Annotated in this window: 24 protein-coding genes and 1 riboswitch; of the genes, 10 read left to right on the top strand and 14 right to left on the bottom strand. The window is 63.8% G+C overall.

Annotation, left to right across the window (positions count from 1 at the left end):
- Positions 1–54 precede the first annotated feature (54 nt).
- Positions 55–158, bottom strand: a riboswitch (TPP riboswitch).
- A 78-nt stretch (positions 159–236) separates the two neighbouring features.
- From M4J40_RS14045 to tpiA, 4 genes are all read right to left on the bottom strand, one after another.
- A complete protein-coding gene (locus M4J40_RS14045; protein WP_251754759.1) occupies positions 237–1,454 on the bottom strand; it encodes an amidase family protein in 1,218 nt (405 codons plus the stop codon).
- Positions 1,455–1,683: 229 nt separating this feature from the next.
- Entirely contained in the window at positions 1,684–2,166 is a 483-nt protein-coding gene (moaC, locus tag M4J40_RS14040) for a cyclic pyranopterin monophosphate synthase MoaC (RefSeq protein WP_251754758.1), read from the bottom strand.
- Position 2,167: 1 nt separating this feature from the next.
- Positions 2,168–3,499 carry a dihydroorotase gene (locus M4J40_RS14035; RefSeq protein ID WP_251754757.1) on the bottom strand — a complete coding sequence of 444 codons (1,332 nt, stop codon included), beginning with the start codon at positions 3,497–3,499 and terminating at the stop codon, positions 2,168–2,170.
- Between the two features lie 292 nt (positions 3,500–3,791).
- Positions 3,792–4,535 carry a triose-phosphate isomerase gene (gene tpiA, locus M4J40_RS14030; protein WP_251754756.1) on the bottom strand — a complete coding sequence of 248 codons (744 nt, stop codon included), beginning with the start codon at positions 4,533–4,535 and terminating at the stop codon, positions 3,792–3,794.
- A 476-nt stretch (positions 4,536–5,011) separates the two neighbouring features.
- Here tpiA and M4J40_RS14025 point away from each other — a divergent pair, with 476 nt between their 5' ends.
- The 3 genes from M4J40_RS14025 to trpC all read left to right on the top strand — a co-directional run bounded on the left by M4J40_RS14025 (position 5,012) and on the right by trpC (position 8,813).
- Positions 5,012–6,904 carry a peptidylprolyl isomerase gene (locus tag M4J40_RS14025; protein WP_251754755.1) on the top strand — a complete coding sequence of 631 codons (1,893 nt, stop codon included), beginning with the start codon at positions 5,012–5,014 and terminating at the stop codon, positions 6,902–6,904.
- A gap of 96 nt (positions 6,905–7,000) precedes the next feature.
- Complete coding sequence (gene trpD / locus M4J40_RS14020) at positions 7,001–8,014, top strand: anthranilate phosphoribosyltransferase (protein ID WP_251754754.1); 1,014 nt, start codon at positions 7,001–7,003, stop codon at positions 8,012–8,014.
- A 10-nt stretch (positions 8,015–8,024) separates the two neighbouring features.
- Complete coding sequence (gene trpC, locus M4J40_RS14015; protein ID WP_251754753.1) at positions 8,025–8,813, top strand: indole-3-glycerol phosphate synthase TrpC; 789 nt, start codon at positions 8,025–8,027, stop codon at positions 8,811–8,813.
- Positions 8,814–8,900: 87 nt separating this feature from the next.
- Here trpC and M4J40_RS14010 read toward each other — a convergent pair whose 3' ends face one another.
- Positions 8,901–9,338 carry a glyoxalase superfamily protein gene (locus tag M4J40_RS14010; protein ID WP_251754752.1) on the bottom strand — a complete coding sequence of 146 codons (438 nt, stop codon included), beginning with the start codon at positions 9,336–9,338 and terminating at the stop codon, positions 8,901–8,903.
- Between the two features lie 245 nt (positions 9,339–9,583).
- Positions 9,584–10,402 (bottom strand): enoyl-ACP reductase FabI, encoded by an 819-nt coding sequence (gene fabI, locus M4J40_RS14005; RefSeq protein ID WP_251754751.1) that lies wholly within the window; start codon positions 10,400–10,402, stop codon positions 9,584–9,586.
- Between the two features lie 151 nt (positions 10,403–10,553).
- On the opposite strand from fabI, the gene M4J40_RS14000 reads away from it, so the two are divergent.
- Positions 10,554–11,981, top strand: a complete 1,428-nt coding sequence (locus M4J40_RS14000; protein WP_251754750.1) for an FAD-binding oxidoreductase — start codon at positions 10,554–10,556, stop codon at positions 11,979–11,981.
- Here the strand turns inward: M4J40_RS14000 and M4J40_RS13995 are convergent.
- From M4J40_RS13995 to M4J40_RS13975, 5 genes are all read right to left on the bottom strand, one after another.
- Positions 11,965–12,648 (bottom strand): hypothetical protein, encoded by a 684-nt coding sequence (locus M4J40_RS13995; RefSeq protein WP_251754749.1) that lies wholly within the window; start codon positions 12,646–12,648, stop codon positions 11,965–11,967. The genes M4J40_RS14000 and M4J40_RS13995 overlap by 17 nt on opposite strands.
- Positions 12,649–12,684: 36 nt before the next feature.
- Positions 12,685–12,954 carry a hypothetical protein gene (locus M4J40_RS13990; protein ID WP_251726904.1) on the bottom strand — a complete coding sequence of 90 codons (270 nt, stop codon included), beginning with the start codon at positions 12,952–12,954 and terminating at the stop codon, positions 12,685–12,687.
- Between the two features lie 163 nt (positions 12,955–13,117).
- Positions 13,118–13,522 (bottom strand): TIGR02301 family protein, encoded by a 405-nt coding sequence (locus tag M4J40_RS13985; RefSeq protein WP_251754748.1) that lies wholly within the window; start codon positions 13,520–13,522, stop codon positions 13,118–13,120.
- A gap of 67 nt (positions 13,523–13,589) precedes the next feature.
- Positions 13,590–14,027: an NUDIX hydrolase gene (locus M4J40_RS13980; RefSeq protein WP_251754747.1), complete on the bottom strand. Its 438-nt coding sequence runs from the start codon at positions 14,025–14,027 to the stop codon at positions 13,590–13,592.
- A gap of 4 nt (positions 14,028–14,031) precedes the next feature.
- Positions 14,032–14,526 carry a hypothetical protein gene (locus tag M4J40_RS13975; RefSeq protein WP_251754746.1) on the bottom strand — a complete coding sequence of 165 codons (495 nt, stop codon included), beginning with the start codon at positions 14,524–14,526 and terminating at the stop codon, positions 14,032–14,034.
- Positions 14,527–14,697: 171 nt separating this feature from the next.
- Here M4J40_RS13975 and M4J40_RS13970 point away from each other — a divergent pair, with 171 nt between their 5' ends.
- A complete protein-coding gene (locus M4J40_RS13970) occupies positions 14,698–15,474 on the top strand; it encodes an SOS response-associated peptidase (RefSeq protein ID WP_251754745.1) in 777 nt (258 codons plus the stop codon).
- 3 nt (positions 15,475–15,477) lie between these two features.
- On the opposite strand, the gene purN is transcribed toward M4J40_RS13970, so the two are convergent.
- Entirely contained in the window at positions 15,478–16,128 is a 651-nt protein-coding gene (gene purN, locus M4J40_RS13965) for a phosphoribosylglycinamide formyltransferase (RefSeq protein ID WP_251754744.1), read from the bottom strand.
- A 21-nt stretch (positions 16,129–16,149) separates the two neighbouring features.
- Positions 16,150–17,214, bottom strand: a complete 1,065-nt coding sequence (gene purM, locus M4J40_RS13960; protein WP_251754743.1) for a phosphoribosylformylglycinamidine cyclo-ligase — start codon at positions 17,212–17,214, stop codon at positions 16,150–16,152.
- A gap of 228 nt (positions 17,215–17,442) precedes the next feature.
- On the opposite strand from purM, the gene M4J40_RS13955 reads away from it, so the two are divergent.
- From M4J40_RS13955 to M4J40_RS13935, 5 genes are all read left to right on the top strand, one after another.
- On the top strand, positions 17,443–17,988 hold the full coding sequence (locus M4J40_RS13955) for a CDP-alcohol phosphatidyltransferase family protein (RefSeq protein WP_251754742.1): 546 nt from the start codon (positions 17,443–17,445) through the stop codon (positions 17,986–17,988).
- The gene (locus M4J40_RS13950; RefSeq protein WP_251754741.1) at positions 17,985–19,106 is read left to right on the top strand and encodes an AI-2E family transporter; all 1,122 of its coding nucleotides are present in this window, start codon (positions 17,985–17,987) and stop codon (positions 19,104–19,106) included. Before M4J40_RS13955 ends, M4J40_RS13950 begins: the two co-directional genes overlap by 4 nt.
- Positions 19,103–19,786 (top strand): HdaA/DnaA family protein, encoded by a 684-nt coding sequence (locus tag M4J40_RS13945; RefSeq protein ID WP_251754740.1) that lies wholly within the window; start codon positions 19,103–19,105, stop codon positions 19,784–19,786. The genes M4J40_RS13950 and M4J40_RS13945 overlap by 4 nt, the downstream gene beginning before the upstream one ends.
- A 159-nt stretch (positions 19,787–19,945) precedes the next feature.
- Complete coding sequence (locus M4J40_RS13940; RefSeq protein ID WP_405030753.1) at positions 19,946–22,153, top strand: RNA degradosome polyphosphate kinase; 2,208 nt, start codon at positions 19,946–19,948, stop codon at positions 22,151–22,153.
- 31 nt (positions 22,154–22,184) lie between these two features.
- Positions 22,185–23,657 (top strand): Ppx/GppA family phosphatase, encoded by a 1,473-nt coding sequence (locus M4J40_RS13935; RefSeq protein WP_251754739.1) that lies wholly within the window; start codon positions 22,185–22,187, stop codon positions 23,655–23,657.
- 57 nt (positions 23,658–23,714) lie between these two features.
- Here M4J40_RS13935 and rnd read toward each other — a convergent pair whose 3' ends face one another.
- Positions 23,715–24,863: a ribonuclease D gene (gene rnd / locus M4J40_RS13930; RefSeq protein WP_251754738.1), complete on the bottom strand. Its 1,149-nt coding sequence runs from the start codon at positions 24,861–24,863 to the stop codon at positions 23,715–23,717.
- Positions 24,864–24,907 lie beyond the last annotated feature (44 nt).

Here is a 24,907-nt window from a genome sequence, read left to right as displayed (position 1 = left end):
CTCCTTGCGCGAAGATCGCCCGCGGACAAGAAGACGTGTGGCTGCCGGACATGCCGGGCCGCCCGCCTCAATCCCTCCGCCGGCATGATCCGGATCAGGTTCGTGGGGTTGGATCGCTCCTCTCAGTCCGGCTCAGCCGGACACCCCCTTGAGACGGCGCGAGCATAGGTGGGGGGAGGGGCAAGCGCAAGGGCGAGGTCGATTGCCGCCTCGCTTCCCGGATTGCTCCGATAGCGTCAGCCGGCAGGGGCGAGCATCTTGCGCACCGCCGTCAACAAGAACTCGTCCTGATAATGCCCGGCGGCAAAGGACAGGCCGACGGGACACCCTTCGACTGTCAACAGAGGTGCGGAAATCTCGGGCAATCGACCGACGCCGGAGAAAGCCGTGATCGTCATGGTGCGGTCGTAGAAATTCAACACATTGTCGAGCGTCGTCAGAGACCCTCTCAGGGGTGCGATCACCGGTGTGGTGGGAAAACAGATGACGACACCGGCCGGCAGAAACGCGTTGATCGCCTCGAAGAAACGCTCGCAGCGCACGAGGCTGTCCAACGCCGCAATACGGTCGAAGCGCTGAACGTTGCCATAGGCGAGGGTAAAGGTCGTACCAAGCGTCGGTTTGGTGGTCTCTATCCAGTTGCCGATGGTGCTCTGAAACTCGGCGCTCTGCATGTCGCGCAGTGCCTTGACGTTGCAGTCGCTGAGCGGAAGGTCTTCCCCCGCGATGTCGGAGAAACGGACAGGTTCCAGCGGAACTCCGACCTTGTCGGCAACTCGGCGCAAGGCGATCTGGGCTTGCTCCTGAACGGCGCCGTCGCAGATGTCGAGCGCGTCGGTCAGCAGCAACAGGCGCTTGAGCGGGGTGACTGCCCGCGAACCGCTCCGCAGCAGGACGCGAGCCACCGCGTCGAGGCGTTCGAACCGGTCGGCCAACACGCCAACCGTACTGACACTCGGCATGAAGGGCAGAACACCGGCTTCCGATATCCGGTGGAGCGAAGGGCGCATTCCCCAGAGTCCGCACAGGCTCGCCGGAACGCGGATGGAACCACCGGAATCGGTACCGATCGAGAACTGCACCAGCCCATTCGCGATGGATGCGGCCGATCCGCTGGACGAGCCACCCGGAACTCGCTCGGGCGCCTTGGCGTTGCGCGGCGTTCCAAAGAACTGGCTCTCTCCGTCGAGGCTGTAGGTGAACTCGTCAGCCACGACTTTGCCGACGCAACGCGCTCCTGCCGAGAGCAGTTGATCGACACACACCGCGTTATGTACCGGCGCGGCGTGAGCGTCCCTCCAGGCAGGACTTCCATCGGATGTTCGATGGCCGGCGATGTCGATGTTGTCCTTGACCGTGAAGGTCATGCCATCCAACGGCCCATTGCCCACAGGCTGAAGATCCAGCCGCTCGACAAGAGAACCGGACGGGTCGGACGGAACGATTTCGGACATGGTCTCCACTCGCGTTTTGCCCCCGAAGGCGGCAGATCACGATTCGTGGCAAGGGACAACGCCAAGCGGACCATGGGGACAATCGGCGGTGGATGCGCATCGTCGGGTATCCTCCGCCCGGATGGCCATACGATGCATACCACGCACCTGGGCGCGGAGGTTGGTCGAAGCCGTCGAGTCCTCAGCCGGTTATCACCAACCGACCGACACCCCCACCACATCCCCGAGCCTACTTGTCGGCAAGCCAGCGGCCCGACTTGCCCCCATCCTTCTCGATGAGGCGGATGGCTTCGATGCGAATGCCCTTCTCGACCGCTTTCGCCATGTCGTAGACCGTCAGACAGGCAACGGAGACGGCGGTCAGCGCTTCCATCTCCACGCCGGTGTTTCCGGTGCAACGGACGATGGCGGTGATCTCAAGTCCGGGCAAGGTTGGGTCGGGCGAAATGTCGATCGCTGCCTTGCTAATGGGCAGGGGATGGCAAAGAGGGATGAGGTCGGCCGTCTTCTTGGCGGCCATGATGCCGGCGAGGCGGGCGGTGGCGATCACGTCGCCCTTCGGCGTCCTGCCGTCGACGATGAGCGCCAGCGTTTCGGCCTTCATCACCACCCTGCCGCTGGCGATGGCCGTTCGGACCGTGATCGCCTTTTCGCTGACGTCGACCATGTGGGCGGCGCCTCTCACATCGAGATGGCTGAGGGACCCGGCCATGTCAGGTCCCTCGCGGCAACGCTTCTACGAAACGGACCGCCTCGCCGGTCGAAGGCGTTACCAGATCGCCCTCCCACATCACCCGCCGGCCGCGTACGACGGTTCCAACGGGCCAGCCGGTGACTTCGAGACCGTCATACGGCGTCCAGCCGCACCGAGAGGCGATCCAGCGATCGCGGATGGTTTCCCGGCGCTTGAGGTCGACGATGGTGAAGTCGGCGTCGTAGCCGACGGCGATGCGTCCCTTCCGGGCCATTCCGAAGATGCGCGCGGGGCCGGCCGAGGTCAGGTCGACGAAGCGCTGCAACGTCAGGCGGCCGGCGTTGACGTGATCGAGCATGATCGGCACCAGGGTTTGAACGCCGGTCATTCCCGAGGGGCTGTCGGGATAGGGCTTTGCCTTTTCCTCCAGCGTATGCGGCGCGTGATCCGATCCAAGCACGTCAGCAACGCCCTGAACCACGCCCTGCCAGATACGGTCGCGATGGTCTGCCGAGCGGACGGGCGGATTCATCTGAACGAGCGTGCCGAGCCGCTGATGGTCGGCCGCCGTCAGCGTCAGGTGATGCGGCGTCACCTCCACCGTGGCGACGTCCTTGTGTGCGCTGAGGAAGTCGATCTCCTCGCCCGTGGAGATATGCAGGACGTGGATGCGCGCGCCCTTGTCGCGGGCAATGCGGACAAGCCGCTTGGTGGATTTCAGCGCCGCCTCCACATCGCGCCAATGCGGATGACTTGAGGGATCTCCAAACACGCGCAGAGACTTGCGCTCGATGAGGCGCGCCTCGTCTTCGGAGTGAAAGGCGGCGCGGCGACGCGTGGCGCCAAGGATAGCGGCAACTCCGTCGTCGTCGGCAACGAGCAGGTCGCCGGTCGATGAGCCCATGAAGACCTTGATGCCGGCCGCGCCGGGCAACCGTTCGAGCTCGGGGATGTCCCGCACGTTGCCGTGCGTGCCGCCGACCCAGAAGGCGAAATCGCAGTGCATGCGATGGGTGCCGGCGGCCACCTTGTCGGCAAGACGCTCCGCTGTGGTCGTCAGCGGGTTGGTGTTGGGCATTTCGAAGACGGCGGTTACTCCGCCCATGACGGCGGCGCGCGAGCCGGTCTCCAGATCTTCCTTGTGGGTGGCGCCGGGCTCGCGGAAATGGACCTGGCTGTCTATGACGCCGGGAAGCACGGTCAGCCCAGAGCAGTCGATCGTTTCGCCGGCTGAGGCTTGCGAGAGATCGCCGATTTCTGTGATCCGGCCGGCGCGAATGCCAATGTCGCGCATGCCGATGCCGTCTTGGTTGACGACGGTTCCGTTTCTGAGGACGGTGTCGAAAGTCATGGGGCGTGGGTCCTATGCGAGTGGCCGGAAACCGGCCGGAAGACCTCTTATCGGTCTTTCTACTTATTCGCTAGATTGCCCCTCTCCGTCTTCCAGCAGGGAAGACGGCGCCGCTCGCGCTTCGGCGAGACCGACCATCGATCCGGAACGCGGCCCCGAAAGGCCGGTCGTCTCGACAAGCTCTCTTCCCATTCTCGGGAAAAGCTGGAGAGGGGTGGCGGCCCGCCCTCCTGGCGGTACATGCGGTATTGCCTCCGGCGCGCCCGAAAGAGGTGCGCCGGAGGCATTAGTATTACTTGTAAGCGGCGGCGATGCCAAGGAAATCGGTGGCCTTCAGCGAGGCGCCGCCAACCAGCGCGCCGTTGACGTCCTCGACGGCCATCAGCTCGGCGGCGTTCGACGGCTTCACCGAGCCGCCGTAGAGGATGCGGATGCCGTTGGCATCGGCGCCGAAGCGCTTGACCAGTTCCTTGCGGATGAAGTTGTGCACTTCCTTGACGTCGGCGGCGGTCGGCGTCAGGCCGGTGCCGATGGCCCACACCGGCTCGTAGGCAACCACCGTGTTGGCAGCAGTCGTGCCCTCGGGCAGCGAGCCGGCAACCTGGGTGCCGACGACTTCAAGCGTCTTGCCGCCGGTGCGCTCGGCGTGGGTCTCGCCGACGCAGACGATGGCGACAAGACCGGCGCGCCAGGCGGCTTCGGTCTTCGCCTTGACGATGGCGTCGGTCTCGGCGTGGTCGGTGCGGCGCTCGGAGTGGCCGACGATGACGTAGGTGGCGCCGGCGTCCTTCAGCATCTCGGCCGAAGTGTCGCCCGTGTGGGCGCCCGAAACCTTGGCATGGCAATCCTGACCGCCAACCGGAAGCAAGCCCTTCGCGGCGAGGGTGGCGACGAGCGTGAAGGGCGGGCAGATGGCCAGCTCGGCCTTGGCCTTGAGTGCGGCGTCATAGCCGGCGGCAATGGCTTCGAATTCGGCGACGGAGGCCTTGAGGCCGTTCATTTTCCAGTTTCCGGCAACCAGCGGCTTGACCGACATGCTCTCGTTCCTTCGATGTGCGTTGCGTGGGCGTGGACCATTCCGAACCGGGCCCGGCGTGAATCCTCGGAGCGGCCTGGAAGATGATCTTGTAGGCGAAAACCCGCAAGCGCATTTATATCCGCAAGGTGCAAAAGGCTAGCAAGGGCTATTGACTACGACGGCGTCGGCGCCGCTCTCAGGCAGCCGGGGTGCTGCAGCTGCGACTGTTCCCGGACGTCAGCCGGTCGTCGCGCCCGATCCTCTCAACGGTCGCCACGCACCACTTTCGTGGTGTTGGCGTCGATGGGCCGTGGAGGCGACAAGATCCATATCAAGCATTGTTCTGAGCCGGATTCCGGCGCTTTGTCAGGCAAAACCGGTGCTTGCGGCGTGAGGCCGTGGCCCCTATGATCCCGCGCGCCGAAGCGGTCCCTGCGAGACCGGTGGCGTGACTGGGATGGATGGGCGCGCGCGCCCCCGAGACGGACGACATAATGCTTGATTCAATGCGCCGCGGGGCGAATACGCTTCCCGCGAAGATCTTTCTGGGCCTCCTGACGCTGTCCTTCATCGGCTGGGGTGTCGGCTCCCGGCTTGGAGCCTCCCACACCGATACGCTCGCCACGGTCGGCGACACCAAGGTCACGCTCGGCGAATTCCAGCTCGCCTACCAGCGGCAATCGCAGACGCTGGCCCGCCAGATCGGTCAGGCGATGACGCCCGACATGGCGCGCGCCATCGGCCTGCCGCAGAAGATTCTCGGCTCCTTGATGGCGGATGCCGCCGTGGCCGATGTGGCCGCGACCACCCACCTCGGTGTTTCCGACGAGCGATTGGCCCAAGGCATTGCCGACGATCCGCAGCTGAGGCCGCCGGGGGCTCCGAGCTTCAATCGCGCCTACTTCACCGAGCTTCTCAATCAGAGTGGTTTCAGCGAGTCCATGTTCATCGCCCAGCGGCGGACGGGGGAGCTGCGGTGGCAGCTTTCGTCGGGCCTCGTCGGCGGCATGACCGTGCCCAAGACCTTGGTCAGCGCTCTCTATCGCTATCAGAACGAGGCGCGCGACATTCGCTATCTCACGTTGGCCCGTGCCCAGGTGGAGCCGATCGAGAAGCCTGCCGATGATGTTCTTGCCAAGTGGTACGAGGAGAACAAGGCCAAGTTCCGGGCGCCGGAGTTCCGCACCATCGAAACGCTCGCCGTGACGCCTGACGCCATCGCAGATCCTTCTGCCGTCACCGACGAGAGCGTGGCGCGCGAGTACGAGCGTACCAAGGATCAGTATGGTGCGCCCGAGCAGCGCCGCATCCAGCAACTGTTCTATGCGACCCCCGAAGAGGCGGCCGCCGCCAACGAAAAGCTCAAGGGTGGCGCGAGCTTTGACCAGCTCATCGCGGATGCGGGCTCCAAGCCCGAAGATGTCGACCTGGGCTTGCTTTCTCGTGACAAGGTGCTCGATCCCGCCGTGGCCGAGGCGGCTTTCGGTCTGTCCCTCAACGTCCCGAGCGAGCCGATAAAGTCGTCCTTCGGTACTGTCTTGCTTCGCGTCACCGAGATCGAACCGGCACACACCAAGGCGCTTGCCGAAGTGGCGCCGGACATCCGCAAGGCGCTTGCCGCCAAGGCGGCCGAACGTTCCGTGCTCGAAATGCACGACGAGATCGAGGACGCTCTGGCGGGTGGCGCGACGCTGCAGGAAGTGGCGAACAGGTTCAAGCTGAAGGTCGTCACCGCCGAGGTGGATCCCGAAGGCAACGGTACGGACAGTCAGCCGGTGGCTGGCCTGCCAGATCAGGCAGATCTTCTGAAGGCTGCCTTTGCCGCTGACGAGGGAAGCGAAAACGACCCCCTGTCCGTCAGCCACGGCTTTGTCTGGTACAACGTCGTCAAGGTTGTACCCGGCCGTGATCGCGCGCTCGACGAGGTGAAAGATCTGGCGGTCGTTGCCTGGACCGACGATGAGGCCCAGATTCGTCTGACGGCCAAAGCCGACGAAATGGCAAAGGCGCTCAAGGCCGGAACGTCGATCGACGACCTTGCCAAGTCCGCTATGGTGGAAGTCGAAACCGCCTCCGGCGTGACGCGCAAGGCCGGAGACGCCGGCTTGGGGCAGGAGGGGGTGATTGCCGCCTTTGCTGGCCCCAAGGGACACGTTGCCGCGATTCCGGGCCTTGATGGTACGCGCATCGTGCTGACCGTGGCCAATGTCGTCAATCCGCCGATGCCGGAAGGAGCAGGCGACTCTGTCGTCATTGCCGATCAGGCAGCGTCGGAGGTGGCGAACGACCTTTATGCCCAGTATCTCGGCGCTGCGCAGGAAGAGTTGGGCACCACCGTCAACCAATCGTTGCTCAATGCGGTGATCGGAACCAGTAACGCCAACTGACGTGGAAGCTGACCGTAGGTCGCAGTTACGCATTCCACGTTTCGGCTTTGCGTGGCAATCTGCCGGAGATTGCACAAGCGAGGGTGACAACGAGCGATGGCCGATTTCAAGACCTTGATTGCCAAGGTGGCTTCGGGAGCCAGCTTGAGCCGGGAGGAGGCGACTTCGGCCTTCGACATCATGATGACCGGCGAGGCGACTCCGTCGCAGATCGGCGGTTTCCTGATGGCGTTGCGCGTTCGCGGCGAAACCGTAGAGGAGATCGCCGGCGCCGTGTCGTCCATGCGTTCGCGCATGCTGAGGGTCGACGCGCCGGCCGACGCGGTCGACATCGTCGGTACGGGCGGCGATGCTTCCGGCAGTTTCAACATCTCCACCGCCTCCGCCTTGGTGGCGGCAGGTGCGGGCCTGTCGATCGCCAAGCATGGCAACCGTGCGCTTTCATCCAAGTCGGGCGCAGCCGATGTGCTGATGGCGCTCGGTGTGAAGATCGATATCGGACCGGACATCATTTCCGCCTGCATCCGCGAGGCGGGGGTCGGCTTCATGTTTGCGCCGGTACACCACTCGGCGATGAAGCATGTTGGCCCGAGCCGCGTCGAGCTCGGTACGCGAACCATTTTCAACATCCTTGGCCCCTTGTCCAACCCGGCCGGTGTGCGTCGGCAGTTGGTGGGTGTCTTCGCGCGCCAGTGGTTGCTGCCGGTGGCGGAAACTTTGGCCGCGCTCGGTTCCGAAGCGGTATGGGTGGTGCATGGCTCGGATGGACTCGACGAGATGACACTGTCGGGTCCAACCTATGTTGCCGAACTCAGAAATGGGGCGGTTCGCAGTTTCGAAGTGACGCCGGACGACGTGGGATTGCCGCAGCATTCGCCCGAGGACGTGCGAGGCGGTTCCGCCGAGGACAATGCCCAGGCTCTTCGGGCGCTGCTCGAAGGCGCCCCCGGCGCCTATCGTGACACGGTCCTGCTCAACGTTGCCGCCGCTCTCGTGATTGCCGATCGGGTGGCGACGCTGAAGGACGGCGTCACGCTTGCCGCCGACGCCATCGACAGCGGTCGCGCCCGCGCCGCGCTTGACCGGCTGATCGCACGTTCTAGCGCCTGAGGGAAGTTTCGTGGCCGACATCCTTGCCCGCATCGAGGCCTACAAGCGGCAAGAGATTGCTGCCGCCGAAGCAGCCATTCCGCTCGCCGAGATCAAGGCAGTGGCCGCCGATCAGCCTTCGCCACGTGGCTTTTGCGCCGCCATCCAAAGGAAGCATGCCGAGGGACGGCATGCGCTGATCGCCGAGATCAAGAAGGCCAGTCCCTCCAAGGGGCTGATCCGCGCGGACTTCAATCCGCCAGCATTGGCCCGTGCCTACGAAGAAGGCGGGGCGGCCTGCCTCTCCGTGCTGACGGACGGACCTTCGTTCCAGGGGCATCCGGGCTACCTGAAAGCCGCGCGCGCGGCGGTGGCGTTGCCGGCGCTTCGGAAAGATTTTCTGTTTTCGCCCTATCAGGTGTACGAGGCGCGCGCTTGGGGCGCGGACTGCATCCTGATCATTCTGGCCGCCGTCGATGACGACACCGCGAAGGTTCTGGAGGATACTGCCTTCGAACTCGGGATGGATGTGCTTCTCGAAGTCCACGACGCGGCCGAACTCGAGAGGGCGCTGAGGTTGAAGTCGCCGCTGCTCGGCGTCAACAATCGAAACCTGCGCACATTTGAAACGCGGCTCGAAACCACGGAAGAACTGGCCAGGAGCGTGCCGTCCGACCGCATTCTGGTCGCCGAATCCGGTTTGTTCGTGCCCGCCGATCTCGCGCGCCTCGCGCGCGTCGGTGCTCACACCTTCCTGATCGGCGAGAGCCTGATGCGCCAGGACGACGTCGCAGCCGCGACAAAGGCGCTGCTCGCCTGAGCGGGTAAAGCAAGGCGGCGCAAGCTATCCGTAAGGAGACTGGAGACCGCCCAGGCAAGCCGGACGGACTCCAGGAGACGCGAAGCGTCAGGCCGACAGCACCATGTGCGGACGGCCGTTCGACGTTTTCGAAGGGCTGACGCCCTCCTCGTCGATGGTGGCGGTCACACGTTTGCGGAACGCCGAGAAGCTGTCGAAATCGACCACATCCACCGGCTCGTCGAAATCGACAGTGATGGTGTAGTAGCCCGGTACAGAGGTGGCAGCCTTGAGTGCCAGAACGGTACCTTCGAAAGCCTTGCCGAGATAGGTCCCCTTGACGCGGTCGCCGGGATTCCACGAACGCGCTGGCGGCTCGTTGCCGGCCTTTGCATAGAGCGTGTTCCAGTCGGCAAAGCCGTACTGTTTGGCGATCAGCTCAAGGGACTTCGAGTGGCTGACGTCGCTGCCGGCCTCGGCGAGCGAGTTTCTGAGACGACGAGCCTGAGCCTTCAGCTCGTCAAGTGATGGCAGTCGGGACGACATGACCGTTCTCCAGATGGCATCGGACATGACCGTAAGCAGGGTGCCCGCATTGCCAAGAGGTCTCGATGCCAGAAAACGGAAGCGATCGACGGGAACTTCACCAAGGCTTGCGCCGGCGGGCGGCTGGGGTCCCTCACCCATGGCCGGTCATCTAGGCGTGACGCCCAGTGTTGTCAAGATAACCTCGCTCAAATGCCAAAAGGCCGGGCTTTCGGCCCGGCCTCTGCAACATAGGTCGATGGTCGTCAGTCCTTGACGACGGAAATGTCTGGCGCGTCCACCGCCTTCATGCCGACGGTGTGGTAGCCGCTGTCGACATGCAGAACCTCGCCGGTGACGGCGCGTCCCAGATCGGAGAGAAGATAGAGCGAGCTGTCGCCCACTTCCTCGATGGTCACGGTGCGACGCAGCGGTGCGTTGTACTCGTTCCACTTCAGAATGTAGCGGAAGTCGCCGATGCCGGAGGCAGCCAGCGTCTTGATCGGTCCGGCCGAAACGGCATTGACGCGGATGTTCTGCGGACCAAGGTCGACGGCGAGATACTTCACCGACGCTTCGAGCGCAGCCTTGGCGACACCCATCACGTTATAGTTGGGCATGACCTTCTCGGCGCCGTAGTAGGTCAACGTCAGCATCGAACCACCGTCGGACATCAGCTTCTCGGCGCGCCGGGCGACGGCCGTGAAAGAGTAGACCGAAATCAGCATGGTCTTCTGAAAATTGGCTTCGCTGGTGTCGACATAGCGACCGGTCAGCTCGTCCTTGTCGGAGAAGCCGATGGCATGCACCAGGAAATCGATCTTGCCCCACTTCTCGGCGAGCGTCGCGAAGACGGCGTCGATGGTTTCCGCGTCCGCCACGTCGCAGTTACCGACCACCATGGCGCCGAGCTCGGCGGCCAGAGGTTCGACGCGCTTTCTCAGCGCATCGCCCTGATAGGTCAACGCGATCTCCGCACCGGCGGCGTGAAGCGACTTGGCAATTCCCCAGGCGATGGAACGGTTGTTGGCCAATCCCATGATCAGGCCACGTTTGCCCGCCATCAGACCCACAGCACCTGCCATTTTGTAACCCCGCCTAATCAAATCCGGATGTCGTGCTCGTATGACACAAGGATTATGACAATAGCAAGTCGCGGTGGAGGCCCACCGGTACAGGCTTCGTGACTGGCGCCGACCCTCGACGACAAGCGTTCGCGGCTGTAGGTTCCGCCGCATGAAAAACCCGTCGACGTCCGATCTCGTTTCCCGTTTCTCCGCCCTCGTCGGGCCGGGTCAAGCCCTAGTGGAAGACGCCGAAAAGGCACGCTATCTCGTCGAGTGGCGCGACCTCTTCCGAGGCGAGACTCCACTGGTCCTGAGGCCCGCCGATACGAGGGAGGTGGCCGCCATCCTGCGCCTCGCTCATGAGACGAAGACGGCGATCATACCGCAAGGTGGCAACACCGGTCTCGTCGCGGGACAGATTCCCGTTCCCGGGCGACAGGAAATCGTCGTTTCTTTGGAACGACTTGACAAGGTCCGCTCGATCGATCCGCTTGGCAACAGCATGGTCATCGAGGCCGGCATGCCGCTCGCCTCGGCGCATGCCGCGGCGGCGGCGGCGGGGCGTGTCTTTCCGTTGACGCTTGCCTCTCTTGGCTCGTGCCAGATCGGAGGAAACGTTTCCACGAATGCGGGCGGAACTGCCGTGCTCGCTTATGGCAACGCGAGGAACCTCGTGCTCGGCCTCGAGGTTGTACTCGCCGACGGGCGCATCTGGAACGGTCTCCGACGGCTCGGCAAGGACAATGCCGGTTATGATCTGAAACAATTGTTTATCGGTTCCGAGGGCACGCTGGGTGTCATTACGGCCGCCGCGCTCAAGCTTCATCATCCTCCGCGCGGGCGAGCCGTTGCCTTTGCGTCGGTTGCCTCCCCCAAGGCGGCGCTCGACTTGTTCTCTCGTGCTCAGGGGGCGGCTGGCTTTGGCCTTACCGGCTTCGAGTTGATGTCGGGACTCGCCATGGAGTTTGCCCTGCGCCATCTGCCCGGTGCCCGGCTGCCGACCTCCGCCGCACCCTGGTATGTTCTGATCGAGGTCAGCTCCAGCCTTTCCGATACCGAAGCCGAGACGGTTGTTCTCGATGTCCTGACCGGTGCGATGGAGGCTGGGGAAGTGCTTGAGTCGACCCTTGCGCAGTCATTGTCGCAAGCCGAGGATTTCTGGCGCCTTCGCCATGGCATGAGCGAGGTCCAGAAACGTGAGGGGGGCTCCATCAAGCACGACGTCTCCGTGCCGATCGGTGACCTGCCGGCCTTTCTCGACGAGGCAATGACCGCCGTTGAGGTGGCTTTTCCCGGCTGCCGCCCGGTACCTTTTGGCCATATGGGCGACGGCAACATCCACTTCAACGTCAGCCAACCGGAAGGGGGCGACCGTCAGGGCTTCCTCTCGCGCTGGAACGAGATGAACGCGGTCGTGCACGACGTCGTTCGCAAATACGACGGCTCGGTGGCCGCCGAGCATGGCGTCGGCCGACTCAAGGTCGACCTCCTGGCCGAGGTTAAGCCGCCGCTCGATCTGGAACTGATGGCTCGCCTCAAGGATGCTCTCGACCCCCTGGGCATCCTCAACCCCGGCAGGGTCATTCGCCGGCCATGAACATCAGCCAGCGCCCGTCGGAAGCTATCTCGAGGCGGTAGAACTCGTAGGAGCCGACGGCCCGCATCTCCTCGAAGTCACCGGCGGTCAGCACGCGATAGACCTCGACAAGCTGCCGCCGGTCGAGGCTGCTCGGGGGCAGCTCGGCAAAATAAGGCCAGATGTAGCGGGCTTGTGCGCCGTCGCCCTTCACCACCCAGCCGGCGTCGAGCACGTCAAGCAGGATGGCCAGGACTTCAAGACCGGCGGTGTCGCCGGACGCTGCCTTCAGGATGTCGATCGGATCTCCGTCTCCGGTCGGCGAAAACACCGGCGGCGGGGTGGAAAGGCCGATGACGGCCCGCATCCGCGCTTCATCACCGGAACGTGCTGCGGCGATGATTCTTTCGCGCATGGCCGCGACGGCGGGAGGGAGCGTCGAAAGATCGTAATGAACCTGCGGAACGGATCTGGCCGAGCCTTCTGTCGGCGGTACGGCGCCCGACCCCGGCAGTGCGTTCAGTTCGTCGCCACCCGGGATGCTGAAGCCAAAGCCGCCGCCACCCGTCGTCCGGTCCGTCTCAGGGGGCGATTGAAGCCCGAAAGCAAATGCCATCGGCACGGCATGCAACAGTAAGCCCGCCGCGATCGCCGCGGCGAACAAAGGCGCTCCGATGGAAACTCGCATGTCTTCCCCCGACCTCGCGCGGCGGCCCGTCCCGTCTTACTGAAGGGTACGCAACAACGTGTAGCCGCCCGAGGAGATCTTCTCCGGAAGTTCGGAGACGAGCCGTGCAACGCTCTCTTCGCCGAAGCACTCGACGAGCGTCGTCAGGGCAGCGAACAGGGCCGCATGGGCTACGGCGTCGACGGGAATGCCGTCGTCGTCGGCATCGTCGAAGGCGCGCTCCATATGGCTCATGGCGCGATGTTTGAAGTTGTCGCTTACCGTGGCCTCAACCGGCTCAAGCAGCTCGTCCCGCATATCCGACATCAGCCCCATCCGCACCTTTTCGGGAGCAGCTCACGACACGAAGGTCGCTTGCCGATCCGCATCCTCGACGGGGGCACAGTACCATCCTTCGTTCAGGACGCAACGCCAACCGTTAAAAAGCGTTAACGACTTTGAAGAACTGCGGTTAACTGATCGCTAACCATCAGGGGATTGGGGGCGTCGTCGAATCGCTGGCGCGACCGAAGCGCTGATCGAGTCGGTCGGAGAGCTGTGCGCCCTCCGCAAAGTAGCGCTGAAGTACGCTGCGGGCCGAGGAGGTGCAGGCTCGATGGGCTACGGCGAAGGTTCTTTGCCCTCTGTTGAAGGCTTCGACATAAGGGCGCCGCGTCGGTCCTTCGAGACCCTGGGCATCAAGCAGAGCGGCCATTTTCGAGCGCCAGTCAGCGGCGCCCGGTCCGCCGCACAGGCCGTCGAGATACGCAGCCGCGCCGAGCACCTCGGACAGCCGAAGCAGGTCGGCCTGATAGGGTGGGGGCGGGACAGCGTTCGCGGCAAAAAGCGGCGTTGCCGAGGAAAGCGTCACGAACACAGCCAGAATCTTCAGCAAAAACGCCCCCTGTCATGCCGAACCGCCCGACATTGTGGACCGTCTGCTTGGGCGGAGCAAGAATGTGTCAGCTTTCGGCGAGCGCTCTTGTCCGTTCGATGAACTCGGCGAGCTTTGGGGTCAAGCTCAGTCCGCCGAGTTGGTCGGGCGGGACGAATCGGGCGGCAAGCGCGTCGGAGGCTGCCACGGGGTCGGCGTTGGCGGCCGCCGTCGCGGCGAAGACGATCAGAACGTAGTGGCGGAACGTGTCACCGTCACCGCCCGTCAGAATCACTTGGTGAACAAGCGGAACGCCAGCGAGCTTCACCCTGAGGCCTGTCTCCTCGAACACCTCGCGGCGGGCGGCGTCTTCCAGGCTCTCGCCCCACTCGAGATGGCCGCCGGGAAAACTCCAGAGGCCACCAGACGGATCGCCGGAACGCTCCACCAGCAAAACGTCGCCGCCACGCCAGACACCAACGCTGACGCCGACGCGCGGTTGACGGGTGATGGGGCGAGAGGGCACGTCGTCAGCCGAAAAGCGCGTCGACGGCCGACTGGGCGTCGCCGGTGTCCTCGGTGACCATGGCCGCCACAGGTGCGCCGTTGATGAGTCCCATGGCGTGGGCAAGCAACGGCTTGATGCGCATTTCCGAGAGATCGCTCAGCGTTTCAATCGGCAGCGCGTCCATCGGTGCGTCGAGGATCATGCGCTGGAGGTCCGCCATGGTGGCATCGATTCTGGCGACGGTATCGTCAAAAGCCCGCCGGCGCTCGGGATCGGCAGCCTCGTAGGCGGCGATCGCGAGGTCGCGTTCCTTGAAATGCGATTGGCGGAAGTGGTCGACGTAGGAGCAAGGCTGCCAGGCGACAACGTCCGGCGCACAGTCCGGCATCATGGGCAACATGTCGATCAACATCACCACCTCATTGAAATGGTTCAGATAATCGGTGGCGAGCCATGTGTCGGGGTGGATGTTGGCAGCAACGAGGCGGTCCGGAGAAAAATCGGTCTCCGGTCTCACCAGTTCTTCGGTGCCTGCCGTGCCTCCCAATTTTTCCCCCAAGCAGAGAGTTTCACTTTCAGAAACATACAGCGGTCAAGGTTGCCAAATACCTTACGCCTGCGTCTGTTTCGAGCGCACCACAGCCGATAAAGTTCTCTTCGGCAATTTCTTGGTTTCTGGAGTCAGTGCATGTGCGGCCGATTTGTGCTCATCGAGTCGTTGAGGGCGATGCAGAACCTGTTCGGCTACAGTCTCCCCATCGGGTACGACGAGCGCGTTCTCGACATGAGCAACCGCTACAATATTGCGCCGACTCAGCCGATCGCCATCATTGATGCCGGCCTGGATGGAATCAGACATGCGCGTCTGGTCCGGTGGGGTCTCATTCCCGCATGGACGAAAGAGGCCAAGACCCAGTCGCTCCTGTTCAACGCCCGCTCCGAGACAGCCGCCGACAAACCGTCGTTTCGCACGGCGATGCGCCATCGCCGTTGCCTGGTTCCTGCCTCCGGATTCTACGAGTGGAGGCGGATGGGGGCGGCCAAGATGCCCTACTACATCCGCCCACGTGACGGCTCGACGATGGCTTTTGCCGGCATCACAGAGACCTGGCTGGGGTCGGGGGGAAGCGAGATCGACACCGGCGCCATTCTCACCACGTCGGCCAACGGATTGATGGCCATGCTGCACGATCGCATGCCGGTCATCCTGGACCCCAGGGATTGGGATGAGTGGCTCGACTGCGGCAATCGTCGCCCTCGGGATGTCGCCCACCTGATGAGGCCGGCCGCCGACGACCTTCTGGAGGCGATCCCGGTCAGCGAGCGGGCCAATAGCGTGGGCAATGACGACGAAGCTCTGATCGCGCCGCTCGCCGAGCCGCTGACAGTCGATGTAAAGCCGACCCAGGCAAAGCCGACCACCGATCCCGAGGACGAACCGCCGGCGCAAGGCAGCTTGTTCTGACGATTATCTCGCGGAGAAAAAGCGTGCCGTCTCATCGACGGCGTCCGGCGCTATGTCCACGGTCTCGCCGTTGACCTTCGCCTTGCCCTCGGCGATCAGGCGCAAAGCAAGCGGATAGAGGCGATGCTCTGCCGTCAGCAGACGAGCGGCCAGACTGTCGGGCGTGTCGCCGGAGATCACCGGCACGGCTGCTTGTGCGACGATCGGCCCGACATCCATTTCAGCCCTGACGAAATGCACCGTGCAGCCGGTCAGCTTGACGCCATCGGCCAGCGCCCGCTCGTGGGTGTGGAGCCCCTTGTAGGAGGGGAGGAGCGATGGGTGGATATTGATCAGGCGGTTGTGCCAGCGCTCGATGAACGCGGGCGAAACGATGCGCATGAAGCCGGCGAGGCAGACGAAGTCCACCTCGTGGGCAAGCAGCGCTTCCGTCACGGCCGCCTCGAACTCGGCCTTGGTGGCATGCGCCTTGTGGTCGACCAATATGGCCGGGATCCCTCGTTCCCGTGCAAACTCAAGCCCTTTGGCATCGGGACGGTTGGAGAGAACGCAACGGATTTCGGCGGGGAAGGCCGGATCGCCGGCCGCCTCCACCAACGCCGCCATGTTGGATCCGCGCCCTGAAATCAGAATGCCAACCTTGAGCTTGTCCATCACGCAATCCCTACTCGCCCTTCAAAGTTCCAGCGCACCCTCGAACAGAGTGCGGGGGCCCTCGGGGTCGGCGATCATCTCGCCGAAATGGATCACGGTCTCGCCGGCTGCCGAAAGAGCGGCCGTCACCCGGCCGGCATCTTCGGGCGCGACGACGGCGATCATGCCGATGCCGCAGTTGAAGGTGCGCACCAGTTCTGCCTGATCGAGGCCGCCGACCCTTGCCAGCCAGCCGAACACCTTCGGCATTTCGACCGCCGAGAGATCGATGCGGGCCGACAGGCCGGGCGGCAGTACGCGCGGAATATTGTCCACGAAACCACCGCCCGTGATGTGCGCGAGAGCCTTGATGGCGCCCGTTTCCTTCTGGGCGGCAAGTACTGACTTCACATAGATGCGGGTCGGCACCGTCAGCGCCGAACCCAGGGTTTCGCCGTCCGAGAACGGCGATGGGTCGGCATAGGAAAGTCCAGACCGCTCGACGATCTTGCGGACCAACGAGAAGCCGTTGGAATGAACGCCCGACGAGCCTATGCCCAGAATGACGTCCCCGGCGCGTACTGTGTCGCGGGGTAGAATGCTGCCGCGCTCGACGGCGCCGACGGCAAAGCCGGCGAGGTCGTAGTCGCCGTCCTTGTACATGCCCGGCATTTCCGCCGTTTCGCCGCCGATCAAGGCGCAGCCCGCCATCTTGCAGCCCTCGGCAATGCCGGCCACCACTTCGGTGGCGGTATCGACGGAAAGGCGGCCAGTTGCAAAGTAATCTAGGAAGAACAACGGCTCGGCGCCCTGGACCACCAGATCGTTGACGCTCATGGCCACCAGATCGATGCCGACGAAGCCGTGGATGCCCGCCTCGATGGCCACGGCGAGCTTGGTGCCGACGCCGTCGTTGGCCGCCACCAGAACCGGATCGCGGAACTTGCAGGCCGCGAGATCGAACAGGCCGCCGAAGCCGCCGATGTCGGCATCGGCGCCGATCCGCCGGGTTGCCTTGACCAGTGGCTTGATGCGGTCGACGAGGGCATTTCCGGCGTCGATGTCGACACCGGCGTCGCGATAGGTGAGCCCGTTCTTGCCGTTCATGGAGTCTCGAGCCTCCGCTGGTTTGGATATTCGGCAAGAAGCCGAAACGACGGCAAATAACAAGTCCAAACTGAGCCTTTCCTGCCTCGAGTGACGCGAAAATCGCAGGCTTGGCCGGAGGTCGGTCTTGGAAAGACTGACGACGATGATCAAATGACCAAAGCCTCCACCGGTTCGGCACGGCCGGTTTGGGACTGAAACGAACGCGACCTTTCGCCGGGAACGCTCTTGACCATACCCAATCTCATTACGCTGGCTCGTCTCATTGCCGTTCCCGTCGTGATCCTGCTGCTGCTCGACGGGGATTTCGGTTGGGCTTTCGCCATGTTCGTGGCTGCGGGCATTTCCGATGGCGTCGATGGAGCAATTGCCCGCCACGTCCCCGGCCAGGCGAGCGAACTTGGTCGTCTGCTCGATCCCGTCGCCGACAAGGCTCTGCTCGTCTCCATTTTCGTGGTACTGGCGGCGATCGGCCATGCGCCCATGTGGCTGACGGTGCTGGTCGTGAGTCGTGACGTGCTGATCGTCGGCGGCGTCATCCTGTCCTGGCTGGCGTCGAAGCCAGTACCGATCGTGCCGCTCCTCATTTCCAAGGCCAACACGGCGGCGCAGATTCTCTATGTCATCCTGTTGCTCGGCGGCCTCGGCCTGGCATGGCGGTTGGAGTGGCTTGTGGATATCATGGGCTGGATGGTCGCGGCCTTGACCCTCGTCTCTGCCGCCGCCTACGTCAGGGGCTGGCTTGCATTCATGCAAGGTGAGGGCGGCGCGTGAAGCTTGGGAACACGATATTCTTCTGGACGGGAGCGGCGCTGGTCTTCGGCTTGCTGCTCTATGTCTTCTCCTCCATCCTGCTGCCCTTCGTCGCCGGCATGGCATTGGCCTATCTGCTCGACCCGGTCGCTGACCGTCTGGAGCGGCTTGGCCTGTCGCGAACGCTGGCCACAGCGCTGATCCTCGTCCTTTTCGTGCTGCTGGCGCTTTTGGCTCTGATGATCATCGTGCCGGTGTTGGGGAGCCAGCTTCAGGGCTTGATCGCCAACATGCCGGCCTATCTCGACGCCGCGCAGCGCTGGCTGAGTCACGAGGCGGGCACGCGCCTGTTCAGGGCCTTGCGCATTTCGGCGACCGACATCCGCGGCTCGCTCGGCGCGCTGTTCAGCAACGGTTCCTCCATCATGACGACGCTGCTGTCGTCGGTCTGGAATGGCGGTCAGACGTTGATCTCCGTCGTCTCGCTCCTCGTCGTCACGCCGGTCGTCGCCTTTTACATGCTGCTCGACTGGGATCGAATGGTGGCGACCGTCGATGATAACTTGCCGCGCCATCACCGCGATACCATCCGGGCCCTGGCGCGGGAGATGAACGCCGGTGTGGCCGGTTTTGTGAGGGGACAGGTGTCGGTATCGGCTCTGCTTGGCCTCTTCTATGCCGTTTCTCTGTCTCTGGCCGGTCTGTCCTTTGGCCTGCTGATCGGCCTTGTGGCCGGCCTCATCAGCTTCATTCCCTATTTGGGTTCGATCGTCGGCGGCGGTCTCGCCATCGGCGTTGCTCTCTATCAGTTCTGGCCCGACTGGACGTGGATCGCCGTCATTGCCGGCATCTTCGGAATCGGCCAGTTCATCGAGGGCAACATTCTCCAGCCCAAGCTGATCGGCTCGTCGGTCGGGCTGCATCCGGTCTGGCTGATGTTCGCCCTGTTTGCCTTTGGCACGCTGTTCGGCTTCGTGGGGTTGCTGATTGCGGTGCCGGCCGCCGCCTCGGTGGCCGTGCTGGTTCGCTTCGCCTTTTCCAAGTATCGAGAAAGCTCCTTCTACAGTCTCGATCAGGGCAGCCCATCCGACGCCGCGAACGGCGAGGCCGCCAATCCAGCCAAGGACGTCGCCCCATGAGTCGCATGAAACCGCGCCAGTTGCCGCTCGCCATGCCGCATCAGGCCGCGATGAGCCGCGAGGACTTCGTGGAAGGCGAGGGCAACCGCGAGGCGACCGCCTTCATCGATGCATGGCCCGATTGGCCAGCCTCGGTGGTGCTGCTGATTGGTCCGAACGGCTCGGGCAAGACGCACCTTGTCAACATCTGGGCGACCAAAAGTCGCGCCGCGGTTGTCGACGCCGCCGATCTGGCATCGGCCGATCCCACGGCGCTCGTCAGCACCGGCGCCGTCGCGGTGGAAGACGCCGACGATCCCGCCCTCGACGAGAATGCGTTGTTCCACCTGCTCAATGCGGCCCGTGGGCGCGGTGCGTCCGTCCTGATCACCGCGCATGCCGTGCCATCGGTCTGGGGTGTGACGCTGCCTGACCTTCTTTCGCGCCTGCGCGCCGCCCAACCGGCATTCCTCGGCCCACCCGATGACGCGCTTCTCGAGAAGGTGATCGTGAAGCTTCTCGCGGATCGCCAGCTCGCCATCGACGCGGGCGTGCTCGACTACATTCTGTTGCGCATGGAGCGATCATGCGCCGCTGCCTGCGCGCTGGTCGATGCCCTCGATCGCGAGTCGCTGGCGCGCGGTCGTCGCATCACCCGGGCGATTGCCGCCGAAGTGCTGGCGCCGGAGGGCGAGGCTTGAACTCGAAGTGCGTCACGAAAGCGTCATTGCGACCGCAGGAAGCCGTAGACAAACTGTCACATTGCTGGTGCATGGATCTGGACCGTGGGCTAGACTGACAGTTGCCGGTCGGTTCCGCCTGGAGCCGGGGCAAAGCCCCGCGAGCGTGAGGTCGTGGAGATGAGCGAGACGGAAACTGCCGTGAGCGAGACGATAGAGGCCGAGGCCGGGGCTGTCCCGGCTCTGACCATGGAATCGCCCGAGCGGTTCGTGAATCGCGAGATCTCCTGGTTGGGATTCAATCGGCGCGTTTTGGAGGAGTCGGAGAACCCCAGCCATCCGCTCCTGGAGCGGCTGCGCTTTCTGTCGATATCGGCCAGCAATCTCGACGAATTCTTCATGGTGCGCTTTGCCGGCATCAAGGGGCAGGTGCGCGAGCGCGTCACCACCCGGTCCGACGACGGTCTGACGCCGTCCGAGCAGATGGCGGTGATTTCCGAAGCCGCCGCCCATCTTGCCGACGCCCAGCAGGCCCGCTGGCGCGATCTGCGCACCGAGATCGAGAAGGCCGGCATCCTCCTCGTCGAACCGGGCAAGCTGAAGAGCGGTGACGAGGTCTGGCTCGAAGACTACTTCCTGTCCTCCGTATTTCCGGTTCTGACGCCGCTTGCGGTCGATCCCGCCCATCCATTCCCTTTCATTCCGAACCTCGGCTTTTCGATCGTCCTCGATCTTGTCAGGGTGCGCGGCAATGAGAGCATGGTGGCGCTCATCCGCATGGCGGCCAAGATCGACCGCTTCGTCCGCCTGCCCGATGACAGCGCCTATCCGGGCGTGACGCGTTTCATCCTGCTCGAACAGGTCGTGACGATGTTCATCGGTCGCCTGTTCCCCGGCTACACGGTGCGCGGGCAGGGCAGTTTCCGCATCCTGCGCGACAGCGATCTTGAAGTGGAAGAAGAAGCCGAGGATCTGGTTCGTCTGTTCGAGAGTGCGCTGAAGCGTCGGCGCAAGGGGCTCGTCATTCGAGCGGAGTTCGAGCGCTCGACACCGGTTGCGTTGCGCCAACTGGTCACCGAAGCGGTCGGCTGCATGCCGGATGAGGTTCAGCTCCTCGACGAGTTGCTCGCCCTCAACGATCTCAGCCAGCTCGTCAGCCTCGATCGTCCCGATCTCAAGTTCGAGCCTTACGCGCCTCGTTATCCCGAGCGCATCCGCGAACACGCTGGCGATGCCTTCGCGGCCATTCGCCAGAAGGACCTGATCGTCCATCACCCCTACGAGTCCTTCGACGTGGTGGTGCAGTTCCTGCGGCAGGCGGCGGCCGATCCCGAAGTGGTCGCCATCAAGCAGACGCTCTATCGAACGTCCAACGACAGCCCTATCGTTCGTGCGCTGATCGAGGCGGCCGATGCCGGAAAGTCGGTGACGGCGCTGGTCGAGCTGAAGGCGCGCTTCGACGAGGAAGCCAACATCCGCTGGGCGCGCGACCTCGAGCGCGCGGGCGTTCAGGTGGTGTTCGGCTTCTTCGAGCTGAAGACGCACGCCAAGATGTCGCTCGTGGTGCGCCGCGAGGGGCAGCAGCTTACATCCTACTGCCACCTCGGCACGGGCAACTACCATCCGATTACCGCGAAGATCTACACCGACCTCAGCTATTTCACGGCCAACAAGACCATCGCTCAGGACGTGGCGCGCATCTTCAACTTCATTACGGGCTACGCCGAGCCTCAGTCGCTCAACGCGCTGGCCATGAGCCCGCTGACGCTGAGAAAGACCATCATCGACTGCATCGGCCGGGAGATCGAGCACGCGAAGGCCGGTCGCCCCAGCCAAATCTGGATGAAGATGAACTCGCTGGTCGATGCCGACATCATCGACGCTCTCTACGAGGCGAGCCAGGCCGGCGTATCGATCGACTTGGTGGTGCGTGGCATTTGTTGCCTGAGACCGCAGATTCCAGGGTTCTCCGACAATATTCGCGTCAAGTCGATCGTCGGACGTTTCCTCGAGCACAGTCGTATTTTCTGCTTCGGCAACGGTCAGCCATTGCCCAACTCGCGCGCCACGGTTTACATCGGTTCTGCCGACATGATGCCGCGCAATCTCGACCGCCGTGTCGAGGTGCTGGTGCCCCTAACCACGGAGACCGTGCACGCCCAAGCCGTCGACCAGATCATGGTGGCCAATCTCCGCGACAACCAGCAGAGCTGGCGCCTGTTGCCTGACGGTGGCCACGAACGCATTGTGCCGATGGCAGGCGAGGAGCCTTTCAACGCGCACCGCTACTTCATGACCCATCCATCTCTATCGGGACGTGGACACTCGCTTGAAAAAGACGCACCCAAGTCTATTGCCGGACGGAACGAAAAGCACCTGCCGGTGTGAAGCCCCCGGGCGCTTGCCCGGCTATGGCCCAGTGTCTGTCATCGACATCGGCTCCAACTCCGTTCGCCTCGTCGTCTATGAGCGCCTCTCGCGGGCGCCGACCATGTTGTTCAATGAAAAGGTGCTGGCGGGTCTCGGCAAGGGGCTTGCCGCGACCGGTCGAATGAACGACCAGTCGGTGGATCAGGCGCTTGCCGCCATCCGCCGGTTCAAGCTTCTGGCCGAGCAGAGCGGCTCGGTTGAAACCTACATCCTCGCCACGGCCGCCGCCCGCGATGCCGCCAACGGTCCGGAGTTCCTGGCAGCTGTGGAACGAATCTGCGGCGTCGAGGTTCACTTGCTGTCCGGCGCCGACGAGGCGCGTCTATCGGCGCTCGGCGTCATGTCGGGCATGAATCATCCGGAGGGCATCGTCGGCGACCTCGGCGGTGGCAGCCTGGAGCTCATCCGCATCGAGAATGGTGGGGTCGGCACAGGTCGCACCTATCCTCTCGGAGGCATTCGCCTGATGGAAGCCTCCGAGGGGTCCATTCGCAAGGCCGAGAAAATCGTTGCCGATGCGTTGGAGCCGGCCATTGTGCAGATGCCCTGCACCGGGCTCCCCTTCTATGCCGTGGGCGGCACCTGGCGGTCGCTCGCACTGTTGCACATGTACGAAACCGGCTATCCGCTGCATGTGATGCACGATTACTCGATCCGGGCCGAAGAAGCGCTGGAGTTTGCCCGGGTCGTCGCTCGTCGCGATCCCGACAGCATCGATCAGATCGATGTGGTCTCGCGCTCTCGCCGTGGCTTGCTACCCTATGGCGCCCTTGTGCTCGAACAGGTGATCCGCGCGATCCGTCCGTCGCATGTGGTGATTTCCGCTCTGGGCGTCCGTGAGGGGTATCTCTACGAGCGTCTCTCGGACGAGGAACGTGTCAAGGACCCGCTTATCGAAGCGGCTTCGGAACTCAACTGGGTTCGCTCCCGGTCGCCTCGCCATGCAAAGGAGCTCGTCTCCTGGTCCGAGTCCGCCTTTGCGCTGCTCGGCATCGAGGAGAACGAGGACGAGAAGCGCCTTCGTGCCGCGGCCTGTCTTGTCTCGGACATCGGTTGGCGCGCCCATCCCGATTATCGCGGCGAGCAAAGCCTAGGCATTCTCTCCAATGCCGCCTTTGTCGGTATCGATCATCCGGGGCGCGCCTATCTGGCGCTTGCGGTCTTCTACCGGCACGTTGGCCTGGTGGACGACGCCGTTTCGCCGCGTATCCGCGAACTGGCGTCCACCCGCCTCAAGGAGCGCGCGCGGACGCTGGGCGCCGTGCTGCGGGTCGCCTATCTGGTCAGCGCTTCGATGCCTGATGTGTTGCCACGCACCAAGTTGTCCACCGAGGGAGACCGGCTGATTCTTGATTTGCCGACCGATCTCGGCGACCTCTCCGGCGACCGTGTGCTCAAACGGGTTGTCCAGCTCGCCAAGGTCGCCGGCCTCAAGGACGGCGTGATCCGCGTCGCGGGATAAGGATAGCATCTCTGGTCGGGGTATCTCTGGATACCTTCGACCGGAGATGCGTAGGCTTCACCGCTCGATGGCGATGATTCTCTTGCCGTCGAAGGTGATGGCGAGATGTCCGCGCTTCAGCTTGAGGGCCTGTTCGCCGAACATCTCCCTCCGCCAGCCACGCATGGCCGGCACATCGGCCTCGTCGGAGACGGCGATATCCTCGAGATCGTCGGTGGTGGCGATCACCTTGGCGGCAACGCCTTCGGCTTCCGACACCAGCTTCAGAAGCACCTTCATCAGGTCGACGGCGGCGCCCGTTCCCTCGGGGAGCTGGCGGTGCCGTGGCAGCTTGGGCCACTCTTCCTTGGGCGTTTCAAGGGCGCGGCGCACCGCGGCGAGGATTTCCTCGCCGGAGCGAGAGCGCTCCCAGCCCTTGGGAATGGTGCGCAGCTGACCGAGCGCCTCGGGGGTGGTCGGCGCCTGCGTGGCGACCTCGTAGATGCAGTCGTCCTTGATGACGCGCGAGCGCGGGACGTCGCGGCCCTGGGCTTCGCGCTCCCGCCAGGCGGCGACTTCCTTCAGGATGATCAGTTCGCGCGGCTTTTTGACGCGCATCTTGAGCCGCTGCCAGGCTTCATCGGGATCCGTGCGATAGGTATCCACGGAGGTCAGCACCCGCATTTCCTCGGACACCCAATCGGTGCGGCCGGCCTTGGCGAGGCTGTCCTTCAGGTGACGGTAGACATCCCGGAGATGGGTGACGTCGGCCTCGGCATAGTCGATCTGGCTCTGGCTCAGCGGGCGACGCGACCAGTCCGTGAAGCGGTTCGACTTGTCGAGCACGACGCCGGTCACTCGCGCCACCAACTGGTCGTAGGAAATGGAATCGCCGAAGCCGCAGACCATCGCAGCCACCTGCGTGTCGAACAACGGTACCGGCAGGAAGCCGCCGAGATGCCAGACGATTTCGATGTCCTGCCGGGCGGCATGGAACACCTTCAGCACCGTCTCGTTGCGCATCAGCTCGAAGAAGGGCGCGAGATCGAGGCCGGGCGCCAGCGCGTCGACCACGAACACCTGTTCGGGGCTGGCGAGCTGCACGACACACAGCTTGGGCCAGAAGGTGCTTTCCCGGAGAAACTCGGTATCGACGGTGACGAAGTCGAAGCGGGCGAGGTGTGCGCAGGCCTCGGCGAGCGCGGAAGTGGTGGTGATCATCGACATGAGCATCGTCTATAGCCTAGCCCAACCGCTTTGTCGCGCGCTCC

The organism is Pleomorphomonas sp. JP5, from assembly GCF_023721815.1.
Lineage (GTDB): Bacteria > Pseudomonadota > Alphaproteobacteria > Rhizobiales > Pleomorphomonadaceae > Pleomorphomonas.
This window is presented reverse-complemented; position numbering and strand designations above follow the sequence as displayed.

Excerpts from the sequence above, each read along its gene's own strand:
- trpD (WP_251754754.1), top strand. The coding sequence starts at position 7,001 with ATGGCCGATTTCAAGACCTTGATTGCCAAGGTGGCTTCGGGAGCCAGC.
- M4J40_RS13945 (WP_251754740.1), top strand. The coding sequence starts at position 19,103 with ATGAGTCGCATGAAACCGCGCCAGTTGCCGCTCGCCATGCCGCATCAG.
- rnd (WP_251754738.1), bottom strand. The coding sequence starts at position 24,863 with ATGTCGATGATCACCACCACTTCCGCGCTCGCCGAGGCCTGCGCACAC.
- tpiA (WP_251754756.1), bottom strand. The coding sequence starts at position 4,535 with ATGTCGGTCAAGCCGCTGGTTGCCGGAAACTGGAAAATGAACGGCCTC.
- M4J40_RS14045 (WP_251754759.1), bottom strand. The coding sequence starts at position 1,454 with ATGTCCGAAATCGTTCCGTCCGACCCGTCCGGTTCTCTTGTCGAGCGG.
- M4J40_RS14035 (WP_251754757.1), bottom strand. The coding sequence starts at position 3,499 with ATGACTTTCGACACCGTCCTCAGAAACGGAACCGTCGTCAACCAAGAC.
- M4J40_RS14025 (WP_251754755.1), top strand. The coding sequence starts at position 5,012 with ATGCTTGATTCAATGCGCCGCGGGGCGAATACGCTTCCCGCGAAGATC.
- purM (WP_251754743.1), bottom strand. The coding sequence starts at position 17,214 with ATGAACGGCAAGAACGGGCTCACCTATCGCGACGCCGGTGTCGACATC.
- fabI (WP_251754751.1), bottom strand. The coding sequence starts at position 10,402 with ATGGCAGGTGCTGTGGGTCTGATGGCGGGCAAACGTGGCCTGATCATG.
- purN (WP_251754744.1), bottom strand. The coding sequence starts at position 16,128 with ATGGACAAGCTCAAGGTTGGCATTCTGATTTCAGGGCGCGGATCCAAC.
- M4J40_RS14000 (WP_251754750.1), top strand. The coding sequence starts at position 10,554 with ATGAAAAACCCGTCGACGTCCGATCTCGTTTCCCGTTTCTCCGCCCTC.
- M4J40_RS14010 (WP_251754752.1), bottom strand. The coding sequence starts at position 9,338 with ATGTCGTCCCGACTGCCATCACTTGACGAGCTGAAGGCTCAGGCTCGT.
- M4J40_RS13970 (WP_251754745.1), top strand. The coding sequence starts at position 14,698 with ATGTGCGGCCGATTTGTGCTCATCGAGTCGTTGAGGGCGATGCAGAAC.
- moaC (WP_251754758.1), bottom strand. The coding sequence starts at position 2,166 with ATGGCCGGGTCCCTCAGCCATCTCGATGTGAGAGGCGCCGCCCACATG.
- M4J40_RS13990 (WP_251726904.1), bottom strand. The coding sequence starts at position 12,954 with ATGTCGGATATGCGGGACGAGCTGCTTGAGCCGGTTGAGGCCACGGTA.
- M4J40_RS13995 (WP_251754749.1), bottom strand. The coding sequence starts at position 12,648 with ATGCGAGTTTCCATCGGAGCGCCTTTGTTCGCCGCGGCGATCGCGGCG.
- M4J40_RS13940 (WP_405030753.1), top strand. The coding sequence starts at position 19,946 with ATGAGCGAGACGGAAACTGCCGTGAGCGAGACGATAGAGGCCGAGGCC.